At 38.3% G+C, this 19956-nt stretch carries 15 protein-coding genes and 1 tRNA gene; 8 read left to right on the forward strand and 8 right to left on the reverse strand.

Annotation, left to right across the window (positions count from 1 at the left end; genetic code table 11):
* Nucleotides 1-439 precede the first annotated feature (439 nt).
* Nucleotides 440-2803, reverse strand: coding sequence for a Tex family protein (locus ABMA79_RS11800; RefSeq protein ID WP_393055582.1), 2364 nt, complete (start codon nt 2801-2803; stop codon nt 440-442).
* A gap of 121 nt (nt 2804-2924) precedes the next feature.
* Between ABMA79_RS11800 and ABMA79_RS11805 the strand changes: the two genes are divergently transcribed.
* Nucleotides 2925-3881 carry an FAD-dependent oxidoreductase gene (locus ABMA79_RS11805; protein WP_393092779.1) on the forward strand — a complete coding sequence of 319 codons (957 nt, stop codon included), beginning with the start codon at nt 2925-2927 and terminating at the stop codon, nt 3879-3881.
* Here the strand turns inward: ABMA79_RS11805 and ABMA79_RS11810 are convergent.
* Entirely contained in the window at nt 3864-4619 is a 756-nt protein-coding gene (locus tag ABMA79_RS11810; protein WP_392860624.1) for a DUF3050 domain-containing protein, read from the reverse strand. The two genes, ABMA79_RS11805 and ABMA79_RS11810, sit on opposite strands and share 18 nt — an antisense overlap.
* A 47-nt stretch (nt 4620-4666) precedes the next feature.
* Nucleotides 4667-6289: a YiiX/YebB-like N1pC/P60 family cysteine hydrolase gene (locus ABMA79_RS11815; RefSeq protein ID WP_392860625.1), complete on the reverse strand. Its 1623-nt coding sequence runs from the start codon at nt 6287-6289 to the stop codon at nt 4667-4669.
* Between the two features lie 129 nt (nt 6290-6418).
* Here ABMA79_RS11815 and ABMA79_RS11820 point away from each other — a divergent pair, with 129 nt between their 5' ends.
* Nucleotides 6419-6934 (forward strand): TetR/AcrR family transcriptional regulator, encoded by a 516-nt coding sequence (locus ABMA79_RS11820; RefSeq protein ID WP_021266649.1) that lies wholly within the window; start codon nt 6419-6421, stop codon nt 6932-6934.
* Between the two features lie 42 nt (nt 6935-6976).
* On the opposite strand, the gene ABMA79_RS11825 is transcribed toward ABMA79_RS11820, so the two are convergent.
* From ABMA79_RS11825 to ABMA79_RS11835, 3 genes are all read right to left on the reverse strand, one after another.
* The gene (locus ABMA79_RS11825) at nt 6977-9841 is read right to left on the reverse strand and encodes a hypothetical protein (protein WP_392860626.1); all 2865 of its coding nucleotides are present in this window, start codon (nt 9839-9841) and stop codon (nt 6977-6979) included.
* On the reverse strand, nt 9828-11018 hold the full coding sequence (locus tag ABMA79_RS11830; protein WP_393055593.1) for a hypothetical protein: 1191 nt from the start codon (nt 11016-11018) through the stop codon (nt 9828-9830). The genes ABMA79_RS11825 and ABMA79_RS11830 overlap by 14 nt, the downstream gene beginning before the upstream one ends.
* A gap of 230 nt (nt 11019-11248) precedes the next feature.
* A tRNA-Met gene (locus tag ABMA79_RS11835) sits at nt 11249-11325 on the reverse strand.
* 91 nt (nt 11326-11416) lie between these two features.
* Between ABMA79_RS11835 and tilS the strand changes: the two genes are divergently transcribed.
* From tilS to ABMA79_RS11865, 6 genes are all read left to right on the forward strand, one after another.
* The gene (gene tilS, locus ABMA79_RS11840) at nt 11417-12574 is read left to right on the forward strand and encodes a tRNA lysidine(34) synthetase TilS (protein ID WP_393092781.1); all 1158 of its coding nucleotides are present in this window, start codon (nt 11417-11419) and stop codon (nt 12572-12574) included.
* Nucleotides 12575-12719: 145 nt separating this feature from the next.
* Nucleotides 12720-14630 (forward strand): ATP-dependent zinc metalloprotease FtsH, encoded by a 1911-nt coding sequence (gene ftsH / locus ABMA79_RS11845; protein ID WP_392860634.1) that lies wholly within the window; start codon nt 12720-12722, stop codon nt 14628-14630.
* A 33-nt stretch (nt 14631-14663) separates the two neighbouring features.
* Nucleotides 14664-15482: a dihydropteroate synthase gene (locus tag ABMA79_RS11850; protein ID WP_392860635.1), complete on the forward strand. Its 819-nt coding sequence runs from the start codon at nt 14664-14666 to the stop codon at nt 15480-15482.
* A gap of 61 nt (nt 15483-15543) precedes the next feature.
* Complete coding sequence (locus tag ABMA79_RS11855; protein ID WP_392860637.1) at nt 15544-16491, forward strand: trypsin-like serine peptidase; 948 nt, start codon at nt 15544-15546, stop codon at nt 16489-16491.
* 3 nt (nt 16492-16494) lie between these two features.
* Nucleotides 16495-16887, forward strand: a complete 393-nt coding sequence (locus ABMA79_RS11860) for a hypothetical protein (RefSeq protein ID WP_392860639.1) — start codon at nt 16495-16497, stop codon at nt 16885-16887.
* 220 nt (nt 16888-17107) lie between these two features.
* The gene (locus ABMA79_RS11865; RefSeq protein WP_393092784.1) at nt 17108-18505 is read left to right on the forward strand and encodes a S8 family peptidase; all 1398 of its coding nucleotides are present in this window, start codon (nt 17108-17110) and stop codon (nt 18503-18505) included.
* Here ABMA79_RS11865 and ABMA79_RS11870 read toward each other — a convergent pair.
* Both ABMA79_RS11870 and ABMA79_RS11875 read right to left on the reverse strand, forming a co-directional pair.
* Entirely contained in the window at nt 18492-19109 is a 618-nt protein-coding gene (locus ABMA79_RS11870) for a response regulator (RefSeq protein ID WP_392860642.1), read from the reverse strand. The genes ABMA79_RS11865 and ABMA79_RS11870 overlap by 14 nt on opposite strands.
* 108 nt (nt 19110-19217) lie before the next feature.
* Nucleotides 19218-19898, reverse strand: coding sequence for a response regulator transcription factor (locus tag ABMA79_RS11875; protein ID WP_392860644.1), 681 nt, complete (start codon nt 19896-19898; stop codon nt 19218-19220).
* Nucleotides 19899-19956 lie beyond the last annotated feature (58 nt).

Raw genomic sequence — 19956 nt, forward strand, 5'->3', positions numbered from 1 at the left:
TGTCATTAGGCCCTTTTTTTATTTCTTTATTTGAAGACCAACTCTTTAAAATCTCGATTGGTACCCGCGCTCCTTTATATATGAGTTAGTCAACTTGCTAATTTTAACTACGCTAAAATGTCGCTAATTTTGCGGTATCTTTCCCATTGCTCCTGAGGCACATCTTGCGTCAAAAGTGTCCCAAAGGACAGTTTTGAAGCATAGATGAATGTGAATTAAGAATCAAAGAGCGTAGCTCGCGTGATTCGGTTATATGAGTTAGTCAACTTGCTAATTTTAACTACGCTAAAATGTCGCTAATATTGCGGTATATTTCCCATTGCTCCTGAGGCAAGAAAACCGGGTATGAACCCGGCTTGTTGAATATGGTATATTAGCTAAAGTGTCTGGGAGCTATAGATGCGTCCAATAGTCTGCCTTTGGGCAGACAATGCCGCACCTATTTAACTTTAAACCCAGCAAGCGCCGCAAATGCATTATTCTTTAAAGGTGCATCGTTTTGCTTTGGCATCTTAGGTTTTCCACCACCGCGTGGTTTGCTCTGGCGTGGCCCACCTGAAGGACGCTCATAAGTTTTTGCTTCTTCAGCACCATCTGATTTTAGAGAGAGTGCAATACGTTTTCTGTCCATATCAACATCAAGAACAACAGCTGAAACCTCTTGTCCTACTTTGAGAACATCAAGAGCATTATCAACAAAGTGATCTGCCATTTGTGATACGTGGACTAGACCATTTTCTTTAATTCCAATATCGACGAAAGCACCAAATTGAGTGATGTTTTTTACGATACCTGGGTAGCGCTCACCAATTTTGATATCTTTAATTTCACGTGCATCTTTTCTAAATTCAGTTGTCTTAAATTCTGTACGTGGATCTTGAGAAGGTGCTGTTAGTGACTTATAAATGTCGTTTACAGTGAATTCTCCAAGTTCTGCGATTAGAGACTTATCTGACTTAAGTTGGTTTGCAACAGCGTTGTCAGTTGTTAGTTGCTCTAAAGTGAAGCCTTTTGATTGTGCCCAGTTCTCAAGCATGTCGTAGTTTTCTGGGTGAATAAATGTTGCATCTAGTGGGTTTGCACCATTGTAGACACGAAGGAAACCAGCAGCTTGTTGGAAGACCTTATCTGTGAAACGTGAAACTTTTAGGATATCGCTTCTATCCGAGAATAGTCCGTTCTTATCTCTATGCTTAACAATATTACCAGCTACCGTTGGCCCAATACCAGAGATAAATGAAAGGAGAGGAGCTGAGGCAGTGTTAATATCAACACCTACAAAGTTTACACAACTCTCAACAACACCATCTAGTGACTTCTTAAGTCTAACCTGGTTAACATCGTGTTGGTATTGACCAACACCAATTGATTTAGGATCAATTTTTACAAGCTCAGCAAGTGGGTCTTGGAAACGACGTCCAATTGAAATTGCACCTCTTACCGTTGCGTCTTTATCTGGGAATTCTTTCTTAGCAATTGGTGAAGCTGAATAGATTGAAGCACCATCTTCAGAGATCATTGTCGCTTTAACTTTTCCGTCTTTTACTGCTGTTACGTTATCTTCAACAAATTGAAGAGTCTCACGTCCAAAAGTTCCATTACCAATAGCGATATATTCAACATTGAATTGTTCAATCATTGCATTAAGGATTGTTGCCGACTCACGAACCTGATTTCTTGGTGGGTGAGGGTAAACAACAGTATCAACAACAAACTTACCTGTGTTATCAACAACAACAGTTTTACATCCTGTGACAACACCTGGGTCAAGAGCAAGTACTGTCTTAGAACCGAGGTATGGTTGAAGAAGGAGGTTTTTAAGGTTTACACCAAATACATCAATTGCTGATTCATCAGAAAGCTTCTTTAGCTCACCTTTGATTTCTAGATCAAGTGAAGAATGGATATAATTCTTATATGCTTTTGAAGCACAGTCGACGAGTGCCTTGTAGCTTGTCACACTTGTATCAGCAAAGTGCTTTGATAGGATCATATTATTTGCGTATTCTTCATCAAAGATGATTTCTACTTTAAGAATCTTTTCAGTTTGAGCACGACGGATTGCTAGGAATCTGTGGGCCGCTTTTGGATCACGAAGATCTGCTACTTTTTGCTCGTACTCAAAGTAGTCTTTATATTTTTGCCAATCTTTGATTTCTTCATAACCCTTTCTTGGAGATGATTTAATCATCGCCTGTGCCCAGTAGTCATTACGAAGAGTTTCTTTCAGTTCTGTATCGTGAGCGATTTCTTCAATAATGATATCGCATGCACCTTTTAAGACATCTTCAAAAGTTGCAATCTTCTTTTCTTTATTGATGAACTTAAGGGCCTCTTTTGCAAGCTCAGGCATTGGAAGCTTAGAAGTCTTCATAAGGATGGCAAACGGCTCAAGTCCTGCTTCTTTAGCGATCTGTGCTTTTGTTTTTCTCTTTGACTTAAATGGCGCGTAGATATCTTCAAGTTGGTTGATATTTGTTGCGGCCTTAATTTTCTTTTCAATCTCAGGAGTCATCATCTCTTGTTTAGTGATGGCCTCAAGGATGAAGGCACGGCGTTTTTCACGCTCAATATATTCGTCGTATTTTTCTTGGATTAGACGGATTTGTTCTTCATCTAAACCACCTGTTTTATCTTTACGGTAACGTGTGATGAATGGGACGGTACAGTCTTCTACAAGTAACATAGCCAGTACGGCCATGATTTGTTTAGCTGTGATATCTGTGTTGTCGACACAAAATAGGACGGCGTTTTGATCAATAACGTCCATTGGGTTCTTTGCTGCTGTTGTCGTCTCTGACATAATTCATACTCCATTAACTAAATTTGAATTAAAATTGTATAGTTATTGAATTTGGAATGACAATTAAAAACTTGAGTAAATTCGACTGGTTAACTTAAAAATATTGATGTAAGAAGTTATTATGATAAAGAATTACGATTATATTGTGGTTGGTGACGGTATTGCAGGCCGCGCCATTTTATATTTTTTAACGATGAAATACCCAAATGCTAAGATCGCCCAAGTGTTCGATGATGAAGGCTTTCCAGCATGTTCCACTCGAACGACAAGTGTTGTTTCCTTTGGCCTATTTGAAGAAGGGATCTCAAAGCTTGGGGACATCCTTTATCATGCTCATGAATTCTTAAATGACTTTGTTGAAAAAGAACAACCTCCAGGAGTCTATTCCTGTAAACAATATTATCTACCGCCTAATATTAAAGAAGACCCTTTAAAATTTAAGCAATTTGAGGCCCGTTATGGAACTGATTTTGTTGAATTTAAGAATCAAAGGATGGTTGTCAAGGATGCATTCGTTATTAATCCACATAATTTCCTCGATTTCTTTAAGACTGATGTTGATAAAATCAATGCGAGAGTAACTGCAGTTAATAAAGGTGTCGTTCAAACTAGTGCTACTGAGCTTAAAGCTGAAAAGATCATTCTTGCAACCAGCGCTTATACATCATTAATTTTCAAAGATAAGAGTCTTCCTGAAGGTAAGCCTGTTAAGGGAACTTATTTTACATGGGATATTGATTTAAATGAAGATTCATTTGTTCTTTCTCGTGGTCACTATAATTTAATTTACCGCGCTCAAGATAATCTTCTGCTTTTTGGGGCCAATTCTATAGAGGGACTTAGTCATCTTCATTCTCCTAAAGAGGTGTATGAAAAGCTAGAAATATTCCAAGACTTATTTCCAGAATTTTCAAAGCTTGAAAAACCAATGATTCATACTGGAATCCGTCATAAAGGAAAAAGACGCACTCCATTTTGTGGCGAGGTAAGTGAAGGGATCTACGCTCTAAACGCACTCTATAAGAATGGCTGGAGCGCTGGAGTTTCTCTTGCTAAAGATTTAGTGGATAGGCTCTAAGTTCTCGCAACGATTTGCTCTTATTTCTTCAAGAACATAATCCCACATTTGTGATCGTAGCTTAAGGGAATCAAGGGCAATTTGAGTTGCTTGATCTTCTTTTTCCTTAGAATCACAAAGTTGTGAAAGTAGCTTTCCTGCAAGGTCTCCGTGTTCGTCACCATCAAGTTCAATATGGCGAACTAGGTAGTGCTTAAAATACGGAGCATCGATATTTTTTTCTTCTAAAACATTAACAAATGGTTGAAACAGATCAGGGATCAGGTTTTCTCTTCCATAGAAGAATGCTGAAGCAACAGCACTTGGGTGCGCATTTGTTACTAGGTTTAAGTTAAATGCCGTAAATTTTGCGATCTCTTGTGGCAGCTCATCAAAAGAAAAATCCTTAAAGAAGTTTTCGATTGGAGCAGTGTCTGCACCAACTTCCTTCATGGCATTTAAGTACATTGTGAAGTGATCAATATGACCGCCGTTTAAGTCCTCGTCACTTTCTTCACCAAGAACGATTTCATTGATAAAGCGTACGCATTCTTTGTCGTACTTAGAAGGCATCCACGGAGTTGTTACACATGTAACTTCACGCTGTAGGCCTTTTAGAAGTGACATAAAATCCCACACAGCAAAGACATGCCATTTCATCAGAATTTTTACATCTTCAATATCGTTGATATTTGTATAAAGTGGGTGAGCACATAGCTCGTTATGGGCGTTTTGAATTGCTATATTGACCGTTTTCATATGCGGCCAATATAGCTTAAAATATCTCTTTCTTAAAGCTTAGATTCTTAATTGTGAAACAAGTGATGGAAATCAGGCCTAGTTAATGAGCGACGTCTACGTGGACCATTGCGTCGTCCGCCTTGCATCTGTAGCCTCTGATTATATTTCTTATCTTCAATATATTTTATGTACTTGGCTGCGTCTTCTTTGCGGTAAGCCTCAAGCTCGTAAAACATTTCATTAAATGACAGAATTCCACCGGCCTCTTTTTCTGCCTGAGCGATTCTCTCGTAGAGTTTTTCTCCAACTTGGTCTAGAACCACAAAGAGATCAATTTGCTTTGAACCTAGATTTAGAGGGAATTTTTCTTCAAGATTTACACCTGCTACAAATTTGATAATCCCGCGACTGATGACAGAACGACGAGCAAGCCAAGCAAAGTCATTTCCTAATTTTGTGCCAAAGCTTGGATCAAATTCATACTTTTCTTTTTCCATCCATTCAAAGATCTTTGATAGAATCGCGTCCTTATAACGTGTGTCTTTTAGCTTATCTGGGTTTCTCCATTCGGCCACTAGATCAAAACGTGAATCAAATTGAATCTCACCAGGTCCAAAAGTTTTAAATTTTGAGATATTTTCTTTTGTTACCTTTAGCCCAAAGTCTTGTAGGAAAGAGAGGAGGGCCGGATTAAATGTTGTTTTAAATTCTGGAATATCCATTTCAGTGCCACTTAGTTGCGAGCTTGCAACTTTATAACCATGGTAAATAACTTCAGAGCAAAAGATTTGAGAGTCATCTGTGTAATCCATGGCAAAATCATAAGGGATATTTTCTTCATTCTTCTTTGTGAATTTCGTGAATCGCTCGTGCATCTCTTTGGCCGCAAGGTGTGCTAGCTTGGCGTCTTTGTGACGAAAGACAACAGTTCTAGAATTTGCCTGATCAAGGTGAACTTGAAATGGAGCGGCGACATTTCCGACTTCAATATGGGCCTCTGACGTAAAAAGCTCTCCTGTCTTCTTATCTTTGTAAACTAATGTTAAGTGTGAGAATTGATGGTCATCATCTCCGATTCTTGCGATGGCAGCACTTGAATAGGCATTACCACGAGAAAGGATAATATCTCCTGACTTGAGATCGGTAGGGCCTGCAAAACTATATTCTGGGTTAACCATGAAATGAATAGGAGAGTCACCATCAAAGTTTAGGGTCGTAAATTGGCGAGGGACTTTCCCTTTTGGCCTTGATGCGTAGTACGACTCAATAAAGTAGTCCTCAAGATAACGAAGGGCCCTAAAGATATCCTTAACGCCTTTTAGACACTCTTTCTCGTCTTGATCAAGTTCATTTGAGCTATTGAGATCTTTGAGTTTCTCTTTGAGGTCCAGGCGAATATTGAAAGATGCGTTCACAAAATCCTGCATCTGATATTGGGAAAATTCTGAAAAGTCGATATCCGTTGATTTTATCGAAAAGAGCTTGTTGTAGTAATGCTTAGTCTTTGTTGCACACTCAGCAGGGGATTTTACGCCTTTTGAGACTTGGGCATGCATCTCGTGCATCAGGGAGTCAAAATTAGAGCTCTTTAGAGAGCTGGGCATTCGATAGGACTTTTGATTACAGGAAACTAGTAGTGTCGAGAAGAGAAATGCTCCTGCGATACCTGTAAGTTTCTGATTTTTCATACTTTTCCCCCATAAATCTGAAAATTCTAAAGAACTAAATAATCAAAATTGAACATGACTCAATAAATTTTTATCGGATTTTACCTTTTAAAACTTAAGTATTATTATCAAGTATAGAGAGATTTATTTATGACAAGCAATAAAAGTGAAGAAGTACATTATCGAATTTTAAACGCAGTAACCAAGTTAGAAGTTGCTAAGGGACACCTGAATTGGAAAATCGCCGAGGTGGCCAAAGAGGCCGACGTAACTCGCTCCCTCATCTATTATTATTTAGGTAAGGAGAAGGACGTTATTCTTAAAGAAGCTGTGAAGTATATGATTTCTCGTATCTTCAATCTTTCTCAGGAAAACTCAGTCGGAATTCGCGAGCGTATTAAGATTGTTCGTAAACAAATCATTCAAATGCCATATCTGCTTGCTCTTTATATGATCAATAAAGGTGCCGGCAATGAGTTATCTGATATTATCGTGGAAGCCGAGGCCGAGTTATTTGAACTTCTAAAAAAGAAGTATCCAAATGTTGATCCTCGTGAGCACTTAAAAATTTATCTAATGGAATTAGGGGTGTGTCTTTACCGCGATGTTGATGACGACACTCTTGATTATATCTTTTCGAAATACGATAGCTTTGAAGCAAAATAATTCATATAAAAAAGGCCGCTTAGATAAGCGGCCTTTATATTTCTAGCAAAAATCTACTGATGCATGATTATATTCATCTGGTGGAAGCTCACAATTATCTTCAGAGAAGTTGTGGTCTCCGCCGTTTTTGATAGGATCATACTTCTCAACCGTACCTGGAATAGCTTGGTCATCAATTAAGTCATGATTGCTATCAAATGCTTCTTTATAATTCTTGTATACATCTAGCATATATACATCTGGTGACTGAGTCTTTCTTTCTTTGATGTTAAACATCGAGCTTGAAGCTTTTGATAAGAAGTCAGTAAACTTATAAAGTGTCTTTCTTCCTCTAAACATCATCGTGTATTGGTTTTCAGTCATTCCAAGTCTATCTCTTAGGATTGAGTTGAATTGGAAACCTTCACCAGTAAAGTACCAAGTTTCTTCTAGCCTTTCTTTTCCGGCCTTTGGCTTACAAACTTTGTAACGAATTGGGTTGTTCTCTGCTACGTATTGTAGAGATCCACCAAGTCCGTGATTACCTGATCCATACATTTGTGAGCTTACCCATTCAGCTTTAAACTTAGAAGTCCCTTCAATCATAAAACACTGGTGTGTTCTTGCTTCAAAGTTAAGTGTAATTGCTTCAGCGTATAGATCAATTGATTGTCCGCTGTCACTTCTATTATTATCACCATTTGACTTATCTAGTGACCATGAAGTTGACCAGTCATACCCTGCTGATACACCAACTCCACCACCTACTGGTGAACTTTCACCAAAAGGGATTTTAAAGTCTAGTTTCGCACCAACACCTGTTTTGTATCCGTGTGAGAACCCAACTCTTCTGTTTTCAGTAAAGTAAGTTCCGCTTCCTGTTGATTTAGAAATTCTAATTGTATTAGAGTGGCTAACTCTTGGCTTAGATAGAATCTCTTGTACGTGACTTACTGGAGTAATCATCATGAATTCCCATGGAGACTCAATACATTTTCTCATATTGTAGTCTGAGTATGTCTTCCAGATTAGTCCTGTCTTTTCTTGGTTAAAGAAAGTCCCACATAGTTTTGCAAGTGTTGCAGCATCGTACTGGTCTTCATAAAGCTTAGAAATTTCTGTTGCAGTTAGCTTATTTTCTTCAATTAGTTTCTTATTAAGTCCATTGTGATCAACTTTGATTGTTTCATCATAAAGCTCGTGCTTCTTAAGTTCATCAGAGAAGATCGCTTCAGAGCTCTTGTTGTATCTAGGAGCAAGTTTTGCTGCAATGATATCTTTCTTAGTTACACCTTTAACATCGTTAGATAGTTTTTCAAGGTAGTTTTCTAGTTGTACCATCTCAGTCATTTTCTTCGAGATTTTTGTATTTGTGTAATCCTTCGCTTCAAACTCATCCGTCACTTGTAGTTGCGTGTGTAGGATTGAGTGAAATGTCTTTGATGAAGCGTGGAATGTACCTGCTGCCCATGCTGGACGAGGTGCAGTTCTTGGATCATCTCCTTCTCTTAAGATTGGTGATAGTTTAATTGCCGCATAAGTTCTTGTGTGGATATATGGCATGTCCACAAACTTGATTGGCATATCAATTCTTGCCTTAAGAAGGTTGTTTTCAACATCGACTTCACGTGAAGCTACAGAGATTAGCTTAAACTTGTGCTTGTTCTCATTTGTTAAATCAATATCACCTTGAAGTGGAGCTAGGAAGTAAACTTCAAGCTTAAGCTTTCCTTGGTAGAAAGGCTCAATTGGGTTCATGTGGTGTACGTAGTTTCCGTAGTTAACCTTTGGGTACATCTTAACAATGAATGACTTCTCAATTACTAGGTCAAGGTTCTTGTTAAGGTGGAAACCATTATTATTATCGTGTCCTAGGAAGCTATAGTTAACTTCATCGACAAATAGTCTTGCTCTTTGATTGTTATTATCTTTTTCACACTTTCCTGTTCTTGAAACTTCTGCAAAGATCCAACCATTGTTTGACCATGGGTATAGACATAGTCCACGTGTTACTTTTGCATTTTGAAGTGTTTCATTTTGTACTTCAATTTCAAGATTAAAAGGGATACGACGAGTATTTGTGTATCTTTCGTGCTCAAGGTAGAACTTGATTTCACCACATCCAGACTCATCAAGTTGTCCATCTGTGATGTCATACATTTCAGTTACTGCGTGCTCTTCACCATTTTCTTGTTTTTCAAGGTTAATAAGTCTTGCCTTAACAAATTCATTTGAAAGTGAACTTCCGTTGGCCTTAAGGTTAAGACAACCGTTAACAACTACTTTTTGATCGATAATTAAGTTGTCGTTTCTTGGATCAACTTGACCAAAACCTTTTGGAGTGATCTTAACATTCTTAACATTGATGATCTCGTTTGAACTTAGACGAGACTTGTTAAGTGAAGTTTTCATTACATAATTATTTCTGTGAATAATGCTATTTGTGTATTGGTTCATCGACAGTTTTAAGTCATATGAAATATTAGCACTTGTTCCAAGAGTAATAACTCGATCACCCATTGGAAGGTATGTATTAGGAAGAGAGTAGTCCATTGTGATTGGCTCATCCCAAAAGATACAGCTATTGTTATCAGCAGTTCTCTCTACAGTTTGAAAGTTTTCTCCTGAAACGTAGAATGTTTGATATTGAAGGCTTTTTCCAAGTTTTGAACTTAGACACGCTTTTACATGAAAAGTCTTACCGTAAGCGATTCTAGACTTCATTGATGTCTTATCTTCAGTAACACCTTCTACAGTGAAACGTGAAACAGACACAAGAGCACTTTCATTTGCAGAAGCTTTAAGCTGTCTTGCAAGTTGCTGTCTTTCGTCGTTGGAAGTGTCACTTCCACAACTAACAAGTGACGTTAGTGCAAGCATTGAAATGCTTAGGAGAGTGATGTTCTTCATGTTCTTACAAAATGTCATATTCTTTCCTTAGGGAGATTGTGTAAACTTGTTCGTCACTGTAACCATCAATTAAGTACGCTGAGTCAAGGTTTCCAAGTACAGTGCGATTAATATATGTAAATTCAGTACTAAAGCCTTTTTGAGTTTCTAGTTGAAATCCTGCTGCATAACCTTTGTAGTCATTTGAAAAGATTCCACCACGGTAAAATGCTGGAGCAGTATCTGCTTGATTTTCAAATGCTAGCGCCTTAAGAGTTAGCTTCTTGTCACCCATATTTGTTTTGAAATCGATTCTGTATGAGTAACCAGTGTTCTTATCATCAGGAATAACTGTTTCAGTGTTTTTAATATATGATCCAGAAAGCTTAAGAGTGTTATCTCCTAGAGCGATCTCTGCACTTGCGTTTGCAAAGATTCCTGTGAAGTCATAAAGGTAAAGACTTTGATCAATTGGTGTACCGATGCTAACCGAGTTACCCCAGTAGTAGTCTTTATTTGCAAGATCACCTGATAATTTCTTGTAACGATAAGTTCCAACAGCACCACCCATTCTTAAAGCTTTTGATAGGTAAGTGATGTCTGCAGATTCAGAGAAGAATTGTGGATCACCTGAATCATCAATATTAAAAGTTTCTCTTAAAATTGCATTCTGTGGCTTTGCTTGTGTTGCTTGAAGACGGAAGTAGAAATTTCCAACTTTCGTCGTAATAACTTCTCTGGCACCAATAAATGAAGTTCCACCGTTAATGAATGGTGAGATATATTGACGCTTAGTTGAGTTATCAAGAGCACCAGCACTAATTTTTACAAAGCTTAGTGGCCTAATATCAAAGTAACCATAGTCATAAGTAAACTTTGGCTTATAAGTTTTTACTCTCTCAGCTTCTTGTGAAGAAGAGTTACCTGACTGATAGCTAAAACCACCACTAAAGTTGAAGTCGACACTGTCTACTACTTCAGCTTCTAGCTCAAGATTCATCTTAGTCTGATAAACACTTCCCTTATCAGTTCTAGAATCAAGAGCACCATAATCAGCACCAAGCTCTAGTCCCACATTCTTAAATCCAGCACTTTTTAGAGAAGAACTAAGTCCTTCTGTAAAGATTTTTGCCGAATCATTCTGTGCGAAAGCATGGCCCTGGCTTATTAATGCCAGTAAAATTAAATGTTTAGTTACGTTTTTCGCTTTAATCATGTCATTCCTATTTGTTTTGATACTAAAATAGATGCAGGAATGATGCCATGTATCATGAAACAAGTTCATGGGTGTAAAAAGTTTAAACTGCTGAAATGTGGTGTAAGTATTGAAATTTAGTTTAGTGACTTAGTGTTGAAGAGCTGAACAGTGTATAAAACTTGAACAAACACAGGTTTTTAGTGTTTACTTAGTTGTTGTTAATTTATTGGAATTAGATAAGAGAAGAATGGTGCGAAAGGGCAGATTTGAACTGCCGACCTACGGGATATGAATCCGTCGCTCTAACCAACTGAGCTACATTCGCACATTTCGATTGATTAGGATATTAATAACTTGCGCCTCGTATGTCAATATTATAATTTATCAAAAAGTTAAATTTTGTGAAAAAAATAGTAATGAATCTAAAACCTAAACAAAATAAATCACATTCTCTCTTAACCAGAATGTTGTCCCACTTCAAAAAATTCAATCTTGAAATGGGCCTTGATTTTGATTCACCCATGGCCGTGGCCTGTAGTGGAGGTGTTGATTCCATGGTTTTGGCCCATTTATTGGTTCAGGCCGGGGCCAAGAAGCTAAGACTTTTACATATTGATCATGGCACAAGAAAAGAGATCGTCGAGGAAGTTAATCTAATCTCGAGTTTTGCTGCAAGATATGGCCTAGAGTTTCAAAGCTATAAAATTGAACACCTAAGCCTAAAGACAAAGAATTTTGAATCTGTTGCACGCGCAAAGAGGTATCAACTACTTTTATCGAATCTAAGAGGCAATGAAATCTTACTTACTGGCCATCATCTGGATGATTGTTTTGAGTGGTCACTTATGCAGCAATTTAAATCATCTGCTAAGCATATTGATCTAGGGATGCCATATCGTAATGGCATCATTTATAGGCCGCTATTTGCTTTTTCTAAAAATCATATCTTGAAGTATGCAAAGCTATCGAAAATAGCATGGCTTGAGGATAGTTCAAACGAAGATACTCGCTATGAGCGAAATTTCATCAGAGACTTAACTAAGACGTCAATTGCTACGCGCTTTCCAGGCTACCTTAAACACTACTGTAATCGCATGAATCGTCTAAAGGCGATTAAAGATGAACAGCTAGATGCACATAACTTCAAGGTGTTAAGACGAGAGTGGGGAATACTCATTAAATTTGACGGTGTTATCAATGAGGCACTAGAGCAGGTGATCTTATCTCAGTCTGACTCATCTAAAGGTAAAACCCATTCACAATTTGAGAAACTTCGCTCACTGATAAAGTCATCAAGTATTGGCCCGTTAAGTTTTAGTGGTGGGCTTCGAGTTTATAATTTCAAAAACCACTTGGCCGTCGTAAGAAAGGGCCAGCAGATGAGCTTTAGTTTGAAACATTCGCAGATTCCTGATGGCGTGCCATTTTTGTCAAATAACACAAGTGCGAAGCATTCACTTAAGAAATGTCCCATAGCTGATAGGGATGGTGATCTAAACAAGAGCTTTTCGCAAATTCTCCTGCCAGTTCATTATTCATGGCGTAAAAAGGGTAAAGTTTTAGTTTGGCTTTAAATTACTAGGCTTGACACCACCGAAAATGATACCATTTTAATAACTATAAGGTTACAATGTAGCTTTATATTTTATTAAGAATTGTAATTAGTTAGTGAATATTTGATTAAATAGTTAATGTGAAAATTAATTAAAAAGGATTTTAATGAAAGGACAAAACAAAACACTCCTCCTATGGATTATCTTAATCCTTATGTTTGCGGCCATCGCTAAAATTTCTTCTGAAAGCCGCCAGGTTTATAAGCCTGTGACATACCCGGACTTCGTAAGTGCAATTAAAGGTAAGCATGTTGATAAGGTTGTACTTAAGGGTAAGGACAAGATCTTAGGTAAATTTAAGGACGGCTATGAGAATGGTGCTTGGTTTGAAGCAACAGGAACGACAGGGGCCGAAACTTTTAAAATTTTAGAGTCGCACGGAATCTACCCAGAGTACGAAGCAGAAGAGAAACAAAATGTTATCACGACATTCTTGCTGCACTGGGGACCGATGATTTTCTTATTCCTCATTGTCATCTTCTTCCTTCGCCAACTGCAAGCTGGTGGTGGAAAGGCCATGAGTTTTGGAAAATCTAAGGCGCGTATGCTTTCACCACATGACAAGAAAGTAACTTTCTCAGATGTCTCTGGTGTTGAAGAAGCAAAAGAAGAACTAGAAGAAGTTGTCGACTTTCTTAAAGATCCAAAGAAATACACTAACCTAGGTGGTAAGATTCCTAAAGGTGTTATCCTTGTAGGTCCTCCAGGTACTGGTAAGACTCTTCTTGCAAGAGCTGTTGCTGGTGAAGCTGGTGTTCCTTTCTTTTCGATCTCTGGTTCAGACTTCGTTGAAATGTTCGTAGGTGTTGGTGCATCTCGTGTACGTGACCTATTTGAACAAGGTAAGAAGAACGCTCCTTGTATTATCTTTATCGATGAGATCGATGCTGTTGGTCGCCACCGTGGACACGGAATGGGTGGTGGACACGATGAGCGTGAACAAACTCTTAACCAACTTCTTGTTGAAATGGATGGTTTTGAATCAAATGAAGGTGTTATCCTTATTGCGGCAACAAACAGAATTGACGTACTTGATAAGGCCCTTCTAAGACCAGGTCGTTTTGATAGACGTGTAACGGTTGGACCTCCAGATGTTCGTGGACGTCTTGGAATCCTAAAAGTTCATACTAAGAAAACTCCACTTGATACAGCTGTTGATCTTGAAGTTATTGCAAAGGGAACTCCTGGTTTCACTGGTGCAGACCTTGCAAACTTAGTTAACGAAGCTGCGCTATTTGCTGCTCGTTACGGTAAGAAAGTTCTTCAAATGATTGACTTTGAACAAGCTAAAGATAAGGTTCTTATGGGGCCTGAGAGAAAGTCGATGGTACTTTCAGATCTTGAGAAGAAAGTAACTGCATATCATGAAGCTGGTCACACTCTTGTTGGGATGAATCTTCCAAAGACAGATCCTATTCACAAGGTATCAATCATGCCTCGTGGTGGAGCTTTAGGTGTAACTCAAACTCTTCCTAATGAAGATATGCACAACCTAACTCTTGAAAAAGCAGAAAACTTCATTGCTTTCCTAATGGGTGGTCGTGTTGCTGAAGAGATCGTATTTAACGAAATCTCAAATGGTGCTTCAAACGATATTGAACGTGCAACTCAGCTTGCTTCAAGCATGGTTTGTTCATGGGGAATGAGTTCTAAAATGGGACCTCGTAACTTCCATCAGCCAGGTAGCTCTCCATTTGGATCAACTGCTCCAAGTGAAGGTGTTGGCTACTCTGAGGAAACAGCTCGTGAAATCGACACTGAAATCACTCGCTTCCTTGATGAGAACTACAAGCTTGCTAAGAAGATTTTAACTGATCATCGTGATGCTCTTGATAGAATTGCTGAAGGCCTAATTGTTTGGGAAACTCTTGATTCTAAGCAAATTCAAGCATTAATTGCAGGTGAAGATATTGGTGTACCTCTTGTTGAAGAAGTAAGTACTCAACAATCAGCGGCCCAAAAGCCAGCAGGTGAGGCCAACGTTTCAAAGCCGATTGATGACCCAAAATTAGCATAATCAAAAATGACTAAAATATCTTTTTTAGGGGTAGTGAACGCTACCCCTAATTCTTTCTCTGATGGCCATTTAAATCTCAATCAAGACTATCAGGACAAGCAATTACAAAAATTTAAAACGGCCAATTATTCATTGGATATTGGCGCAGAAAGTAGTGCTCCTTTCAATGATCCAATTTCTTTTAATGAAGAATGGCAGAGACTAGATCATTACTTCAAAGAACACATTGAACGCCTTAGAAGTTTTAGAACAATCTCTATCGATACTTATAAACCTCAAACGATGAAGGCATTCTTGGAAAAGTATGCGCATCAATTTGAACATATTATTTGGAATGATGTTTCAGGTGTTATTGATGATGAGTGTCTTAAGCTCTTACTCGATTTTCCATCAGTGGATTATGTCCTGTGCCATACGCTCGTTCCAAGTCGCGATAAGACTCTAGATCATATGAAGTATCTTGATCCTGGATTAGGTGTTGAATCTTTAAAGCTCTTTTTTGAACAAGGGCTTAAAAAGTTTGAGAAAGCGGGAATTAATCAAGGGCGCATTTTTTTGGATCCATGTTTTGGCTTTTCTAAAACCACTGAACAAAACTTAGAACTTCTGGAGAGTCTGCATAAGATTGCGCAGATTTCTAAGCGGTGGCTTATTGGAATTTCGAAGAAGTCATTTCTAAGACACCTTGTTCTACAAGAGTCGCCTGAGATGGATGGTGATAAACAAGCCCTTTTGGCCGCCAGTGAAGTACCTCACTGGAAGTTTCTGAATCAGTTTGCACGTGATTTTAATAAGGTAGAGGAGTTGATCTTTCGCGTTCATGAGGTTGGAAATATTACAAAAATCACCTAAAGACTCGTGTTTATTAGCATTTTGGCCTATATATATGAACATTGTTTTATCAAGGGCCAAAATGAACAGATTAAGATTTCTTCTTTCACTTACTACTCTTTTCATCTCACTTAATGTGTCTGCTTATTTTTCGCCGACCTTAGGTCAAATGTCTGAATTCATCAATAACTTGGACAAGGCCATCTATGGAGAGCTTGATATTGTGGATGTTGCCTCGGGCACACTTGTTCACAATCCTGGCGCTAAGGTTAATTCACATTCAAGTGCTATTATAGTAAATCGCTGGAGTTTAGAAGAGGTTATAGATGACCGCTTATTTTCTGTCACTGGTGTTGATTTTAAGAAGACAGCTAGACTTTGTGAGGGCGAAGAAAAGTTCTTAAGTCAAAAGGCATACGGAAAGTGTAGTGCAGTATTAGTTGGGCCTAAGCAGGTTTTAACGGCCGCTCACTGTATTCAAAACGCTCAGTTAGCATGTGATCGCAAAAGTTTTATCTTTGATGCAAGATCTGATTTAGGAAGTGATGGAGCGACTCAGTACTTTGTTAAGTCTCAAGTTTATAATTGTAAGAATATCCTAGCTTATCATCAAAGCCGTGATAAGACCTTTGATTATGCCCTTATTGAGCTTGATCGCCCTGTTGAGGGTGGAAGAAGGCCTGTCGAGGTTCAGCAAGAAGAGCTAAAGGTTTCTGATGAAGTTTATATGATCGGGCATCCAAATGGCTTCTTATCAAAGTATTCATATAATGGTTTTGTTAGAGATATTGATCCTCTATTTTATATAACTAATCTTGATGCCTTTGGTGGCAATAGTGGTGGCCCAGTTTACTCAAAAGAGAGTAATCAGATGGTGGGGCTTCTTATTCGTGGCCATGATGATTTTGAATGGGATACTGAGCAAAGCTGCAATCGTGTTGTTCACTGCCAAGATGATAAATGTGATGGGGAATATGTCCTAAAAATCGGTGCTATCATTGACGATATCGAAAAGGCCCGCGATAATTAAGAGATGAAATTAGGTCATATCGTTTTATTTAGCTCAAATGCTCATTTAACTTCCACTTTTTTAAGTGAGGTTTTTGATCTTGAAGTTGAAGGTGCGTCTGACTCAGTAGTTGTCTTTAATGATGATCTTCGTTTCCTTGTCGTTGAACGTCCAAAACTTGCGCAAGTTGGAAATAATATTGTCTTTGATTTTGTCGTTGATAATTACGATGAATTGATCGAGCTTCAAAAGAAGGTCGAATTCGTAAACTACCGACTAGAAAGCTCTGGCGAGAATCTCAATATTCTTTCAAATGAAAAAATTCCTGAAATACTTGTGCACGAAGGTGTGCAATTCTTCTTTATAACTGATCCTGACAATCGTCGTTGGAAAGTTACCTTAATTGAATCCAATTAAATTTAAGCTAATTTAAATTTTATTTAAGTCACAATTCTGACACCTAAATCTTCGCAAATTGGCCCTAGTGTGTGTCATTTTGACAGGTGAATCGTGGGATGTAGCTGATATCCTAACATGAACAATTGGCACGGTTTGTGCTTATTATATGGCAGATGCCTCAGGCAGGATGCCAAGGGCCTATCTTTATAAACAAGATAAAAGAACTCAAGGATTGAGTATGCGACTTTTAGTACTTGCTTTGGCCGCCTTCAGTGCGGCCAATATTTCGGCCAACTTCATCATCAAATACAAAGACGGCAGTGTCGAAAAATCAAAAATTAATCCAAGCTCACAATTTACTTCTTACGCTCTTAGCGACGATGTTGAATACGTCGAAGAAGACTTAAGACTCTTTGCTAATGGTGGAGAGTACAACGACACCTACTATCCGAGTCAGTGGCATTTCTCTAATTATCTAGACAATACTTTCTATCATGCTCGCGAGTATGCAACTTCTGAAAGTGATGCAAGAGTTAATGTCGCAGTCATTGATACTGGAATTACAGATCACTTTGATCTCAATTCAAATGTGGTTGGGGGTTATGACTTTATCTCTGATCCTGATAATTCAAGAGATGGTGGCGGGCGTGACAGTAACCCAAATGACGAAGGGGATTATGGCTCTCCTTCGACAGCTTGTAACTCTGGTACAAGTCCTTCAACTTGGCACGGAACTCACGTGGCCGGAATTATTGGAGCTCGTGCCAATAATAGCTACGGTGTTGTCGGAGCTGCTAAGAATATTAATCTAGTACCTGTGCGAGTTCTTGGAGCTTGTGGTGGACTAACTTCAGATATTGCAGATGCTCTAAGGTGGGCCGCTGGAGGAAGTGTTTCAGGTGTTCCTGCAAATCCAAATCCTGCTCGTGTTGTTAATATGTCACTTGGCGCACGAGGAAGCTGTAGTCGCTATATGCAAGAGTCAATTGACTTTGCTCGCTCTAAGGGTGTTGTGGTTGTTGTGGCAACTGGAAACTCAAACGCTGATGCCTCATTCTACACACCATCTAATTGTCGAGGTGTTCTAAGAGTTGGTGCCGTTGGTACAACTCGTGCTCGTTCATCGTATTCAAATTATGGACGAATTGTCGATATCGCCGCACCTGGAGATAGTATTCTATCGACAGTTAATAGTGGACAGGCAACACAGGGGACAGCAGTCTTTTCTCGTATGAATGGAACATCGATGGCCGCAGGATTTATTTCAGCAACTGCTGCCATGATCTTTCAAGCAAATCCTTCTCTCTATCCAGATCAAGTTAGAGATATCATCACAAAAACAGCAGTGAGTTTCTATTGTGATCGCAGCTCTTGTGCTAAGGGTGCTGTTGATGCCTATGAAGCTGTATCTCTGGCCTTCTCAACAACTGCAAATGCCAATTTTCGCTATAGTGATCCTGTCTTAGTTGGTGGTACGGCCGCTCTTAATGACAGCTATAGTAGTGGTAAAAGTAGTGGTGGAGCTTGTGGGACAATTGAAGATGTTAATAATGGAAGTGGCGGCAACATGCTTGCAGGCCTTTTCTTAATTATTGCGATTGTCATTGGCCACAGAGTGAGACTTATGAGGCCTTAACGGGGCTGCATTCAACTTCGATATTATTTTCAACGATTTTACAACTATCGACTTTATAGATTTGGGCACGAGAAGAGTGCCCTTCTAGTTTTATGATGGCATTCTTTGGAATTTCTTCCTTAGTTAAAAGCTTTAAGTGTTTATGATCCTTTTCAATGACCCGATACCCCTGGACAATATCACTTACCTCAAAGACCTCAATGATGTCACGGCCTAGTCTATTTTCATCATTAATAATTTTATTAATTTGATTAATAACGACATCAAATCCTTGTTGTTTTAAAATAAAAAGATCGATTCCTTTACGTGCGGCCTCTTCGATAACTTGGCTATCATTTTCGTTTGTTATTAGAATAAAACTCATTTCCTTATCAAGTAGTGAGATTTCGTCGTAGAGCTCGATACCATCCATTTGTGGCATCATATAGTCACAGATTATATAGAGCTTTTCTCCACGATTAAGCTTAATTGTTTGTATATCTTCAATGGCCTTAAAAGGATTTGTATGAAAGCGAACATGTGAATTAAATGTATTCTCGAGGCTAGTGGCAAGGAGCTTGGCAGTTTCGTAGCAGTCGTCAATAACCATGATATGCTTTTTCATAATGACAGTATAGTTGACTTAAGTACTTGCATAGGGACAAGTCGTCTAAATTTTACTTAATTTCAATTAAGTAAGATGTTATTTGAGGAGCCTGTAAGTCGATGCGACTTACAGTGATACCTCTTGAATTTTATAGCCTTCACCGTAGACGCTCCTAATAATGAAATTAGAATTCTTAATCTTCTTTCTAATGGAGCTAATATAAGTGTCTATCATACGATCGTTAACCTTGTGATTATCAGGTGCGATATGATTAAGTATCTTTTCTCGTGCAAGAACACTTTGTTCATTCTTCAAAAGAAGATGAATGATTTTAAATTCAGAAGAAGTGAAATGAATTCTTTCTCCACGAATCTTTACTTCTTGCGATGGGATATTTAATGCAATATCCCGGTAATTGATCACCTCAAGAGCATTCTCATTGTTAACAGATTTAAGTGTTGTGCTAATAATACTTTTCACTTCTGAAGGTTCAAATGGTTTGCTAATAAAATTTATTCCACCTAGTTGGTAACCAGTAACTCTAGTATTGACATTATTCTTTGATGAAATGAAAACAATTGGTGTATCTTTAAGCTCATCATTCATTTTTAATTGCGAGCAAATTTCAAAGCCGGATTCATTTTGTAAAAGAATATCTAAGAGAATAAGATCTGGTTTTTCTTGCCAGGCCGTTGCGATGGCCTCATCCTGATTACTCGCTTCAACGATATTGTAATTGCTTTCTAATAAGGCCCTTAGAAGGTCTCTGATTTCTTGATCGTCGTCGATTATTAATATTTTTTTCATGAATAACTCCTTTATATTCATGAATATAATGTATAAATATATCAAAAAATCTTCAGCT

The sequence above is a fragment of the Halobacteriovorax sp. HFRX-2_2 genome (assembly GCF_043196705.1).
Lineage (GTDB): Bacteria > Bdellovibrionota > Bacteriovoracia > Bacteriovoracales > Bacteriovoracaceae > Halobacteriovorax_A.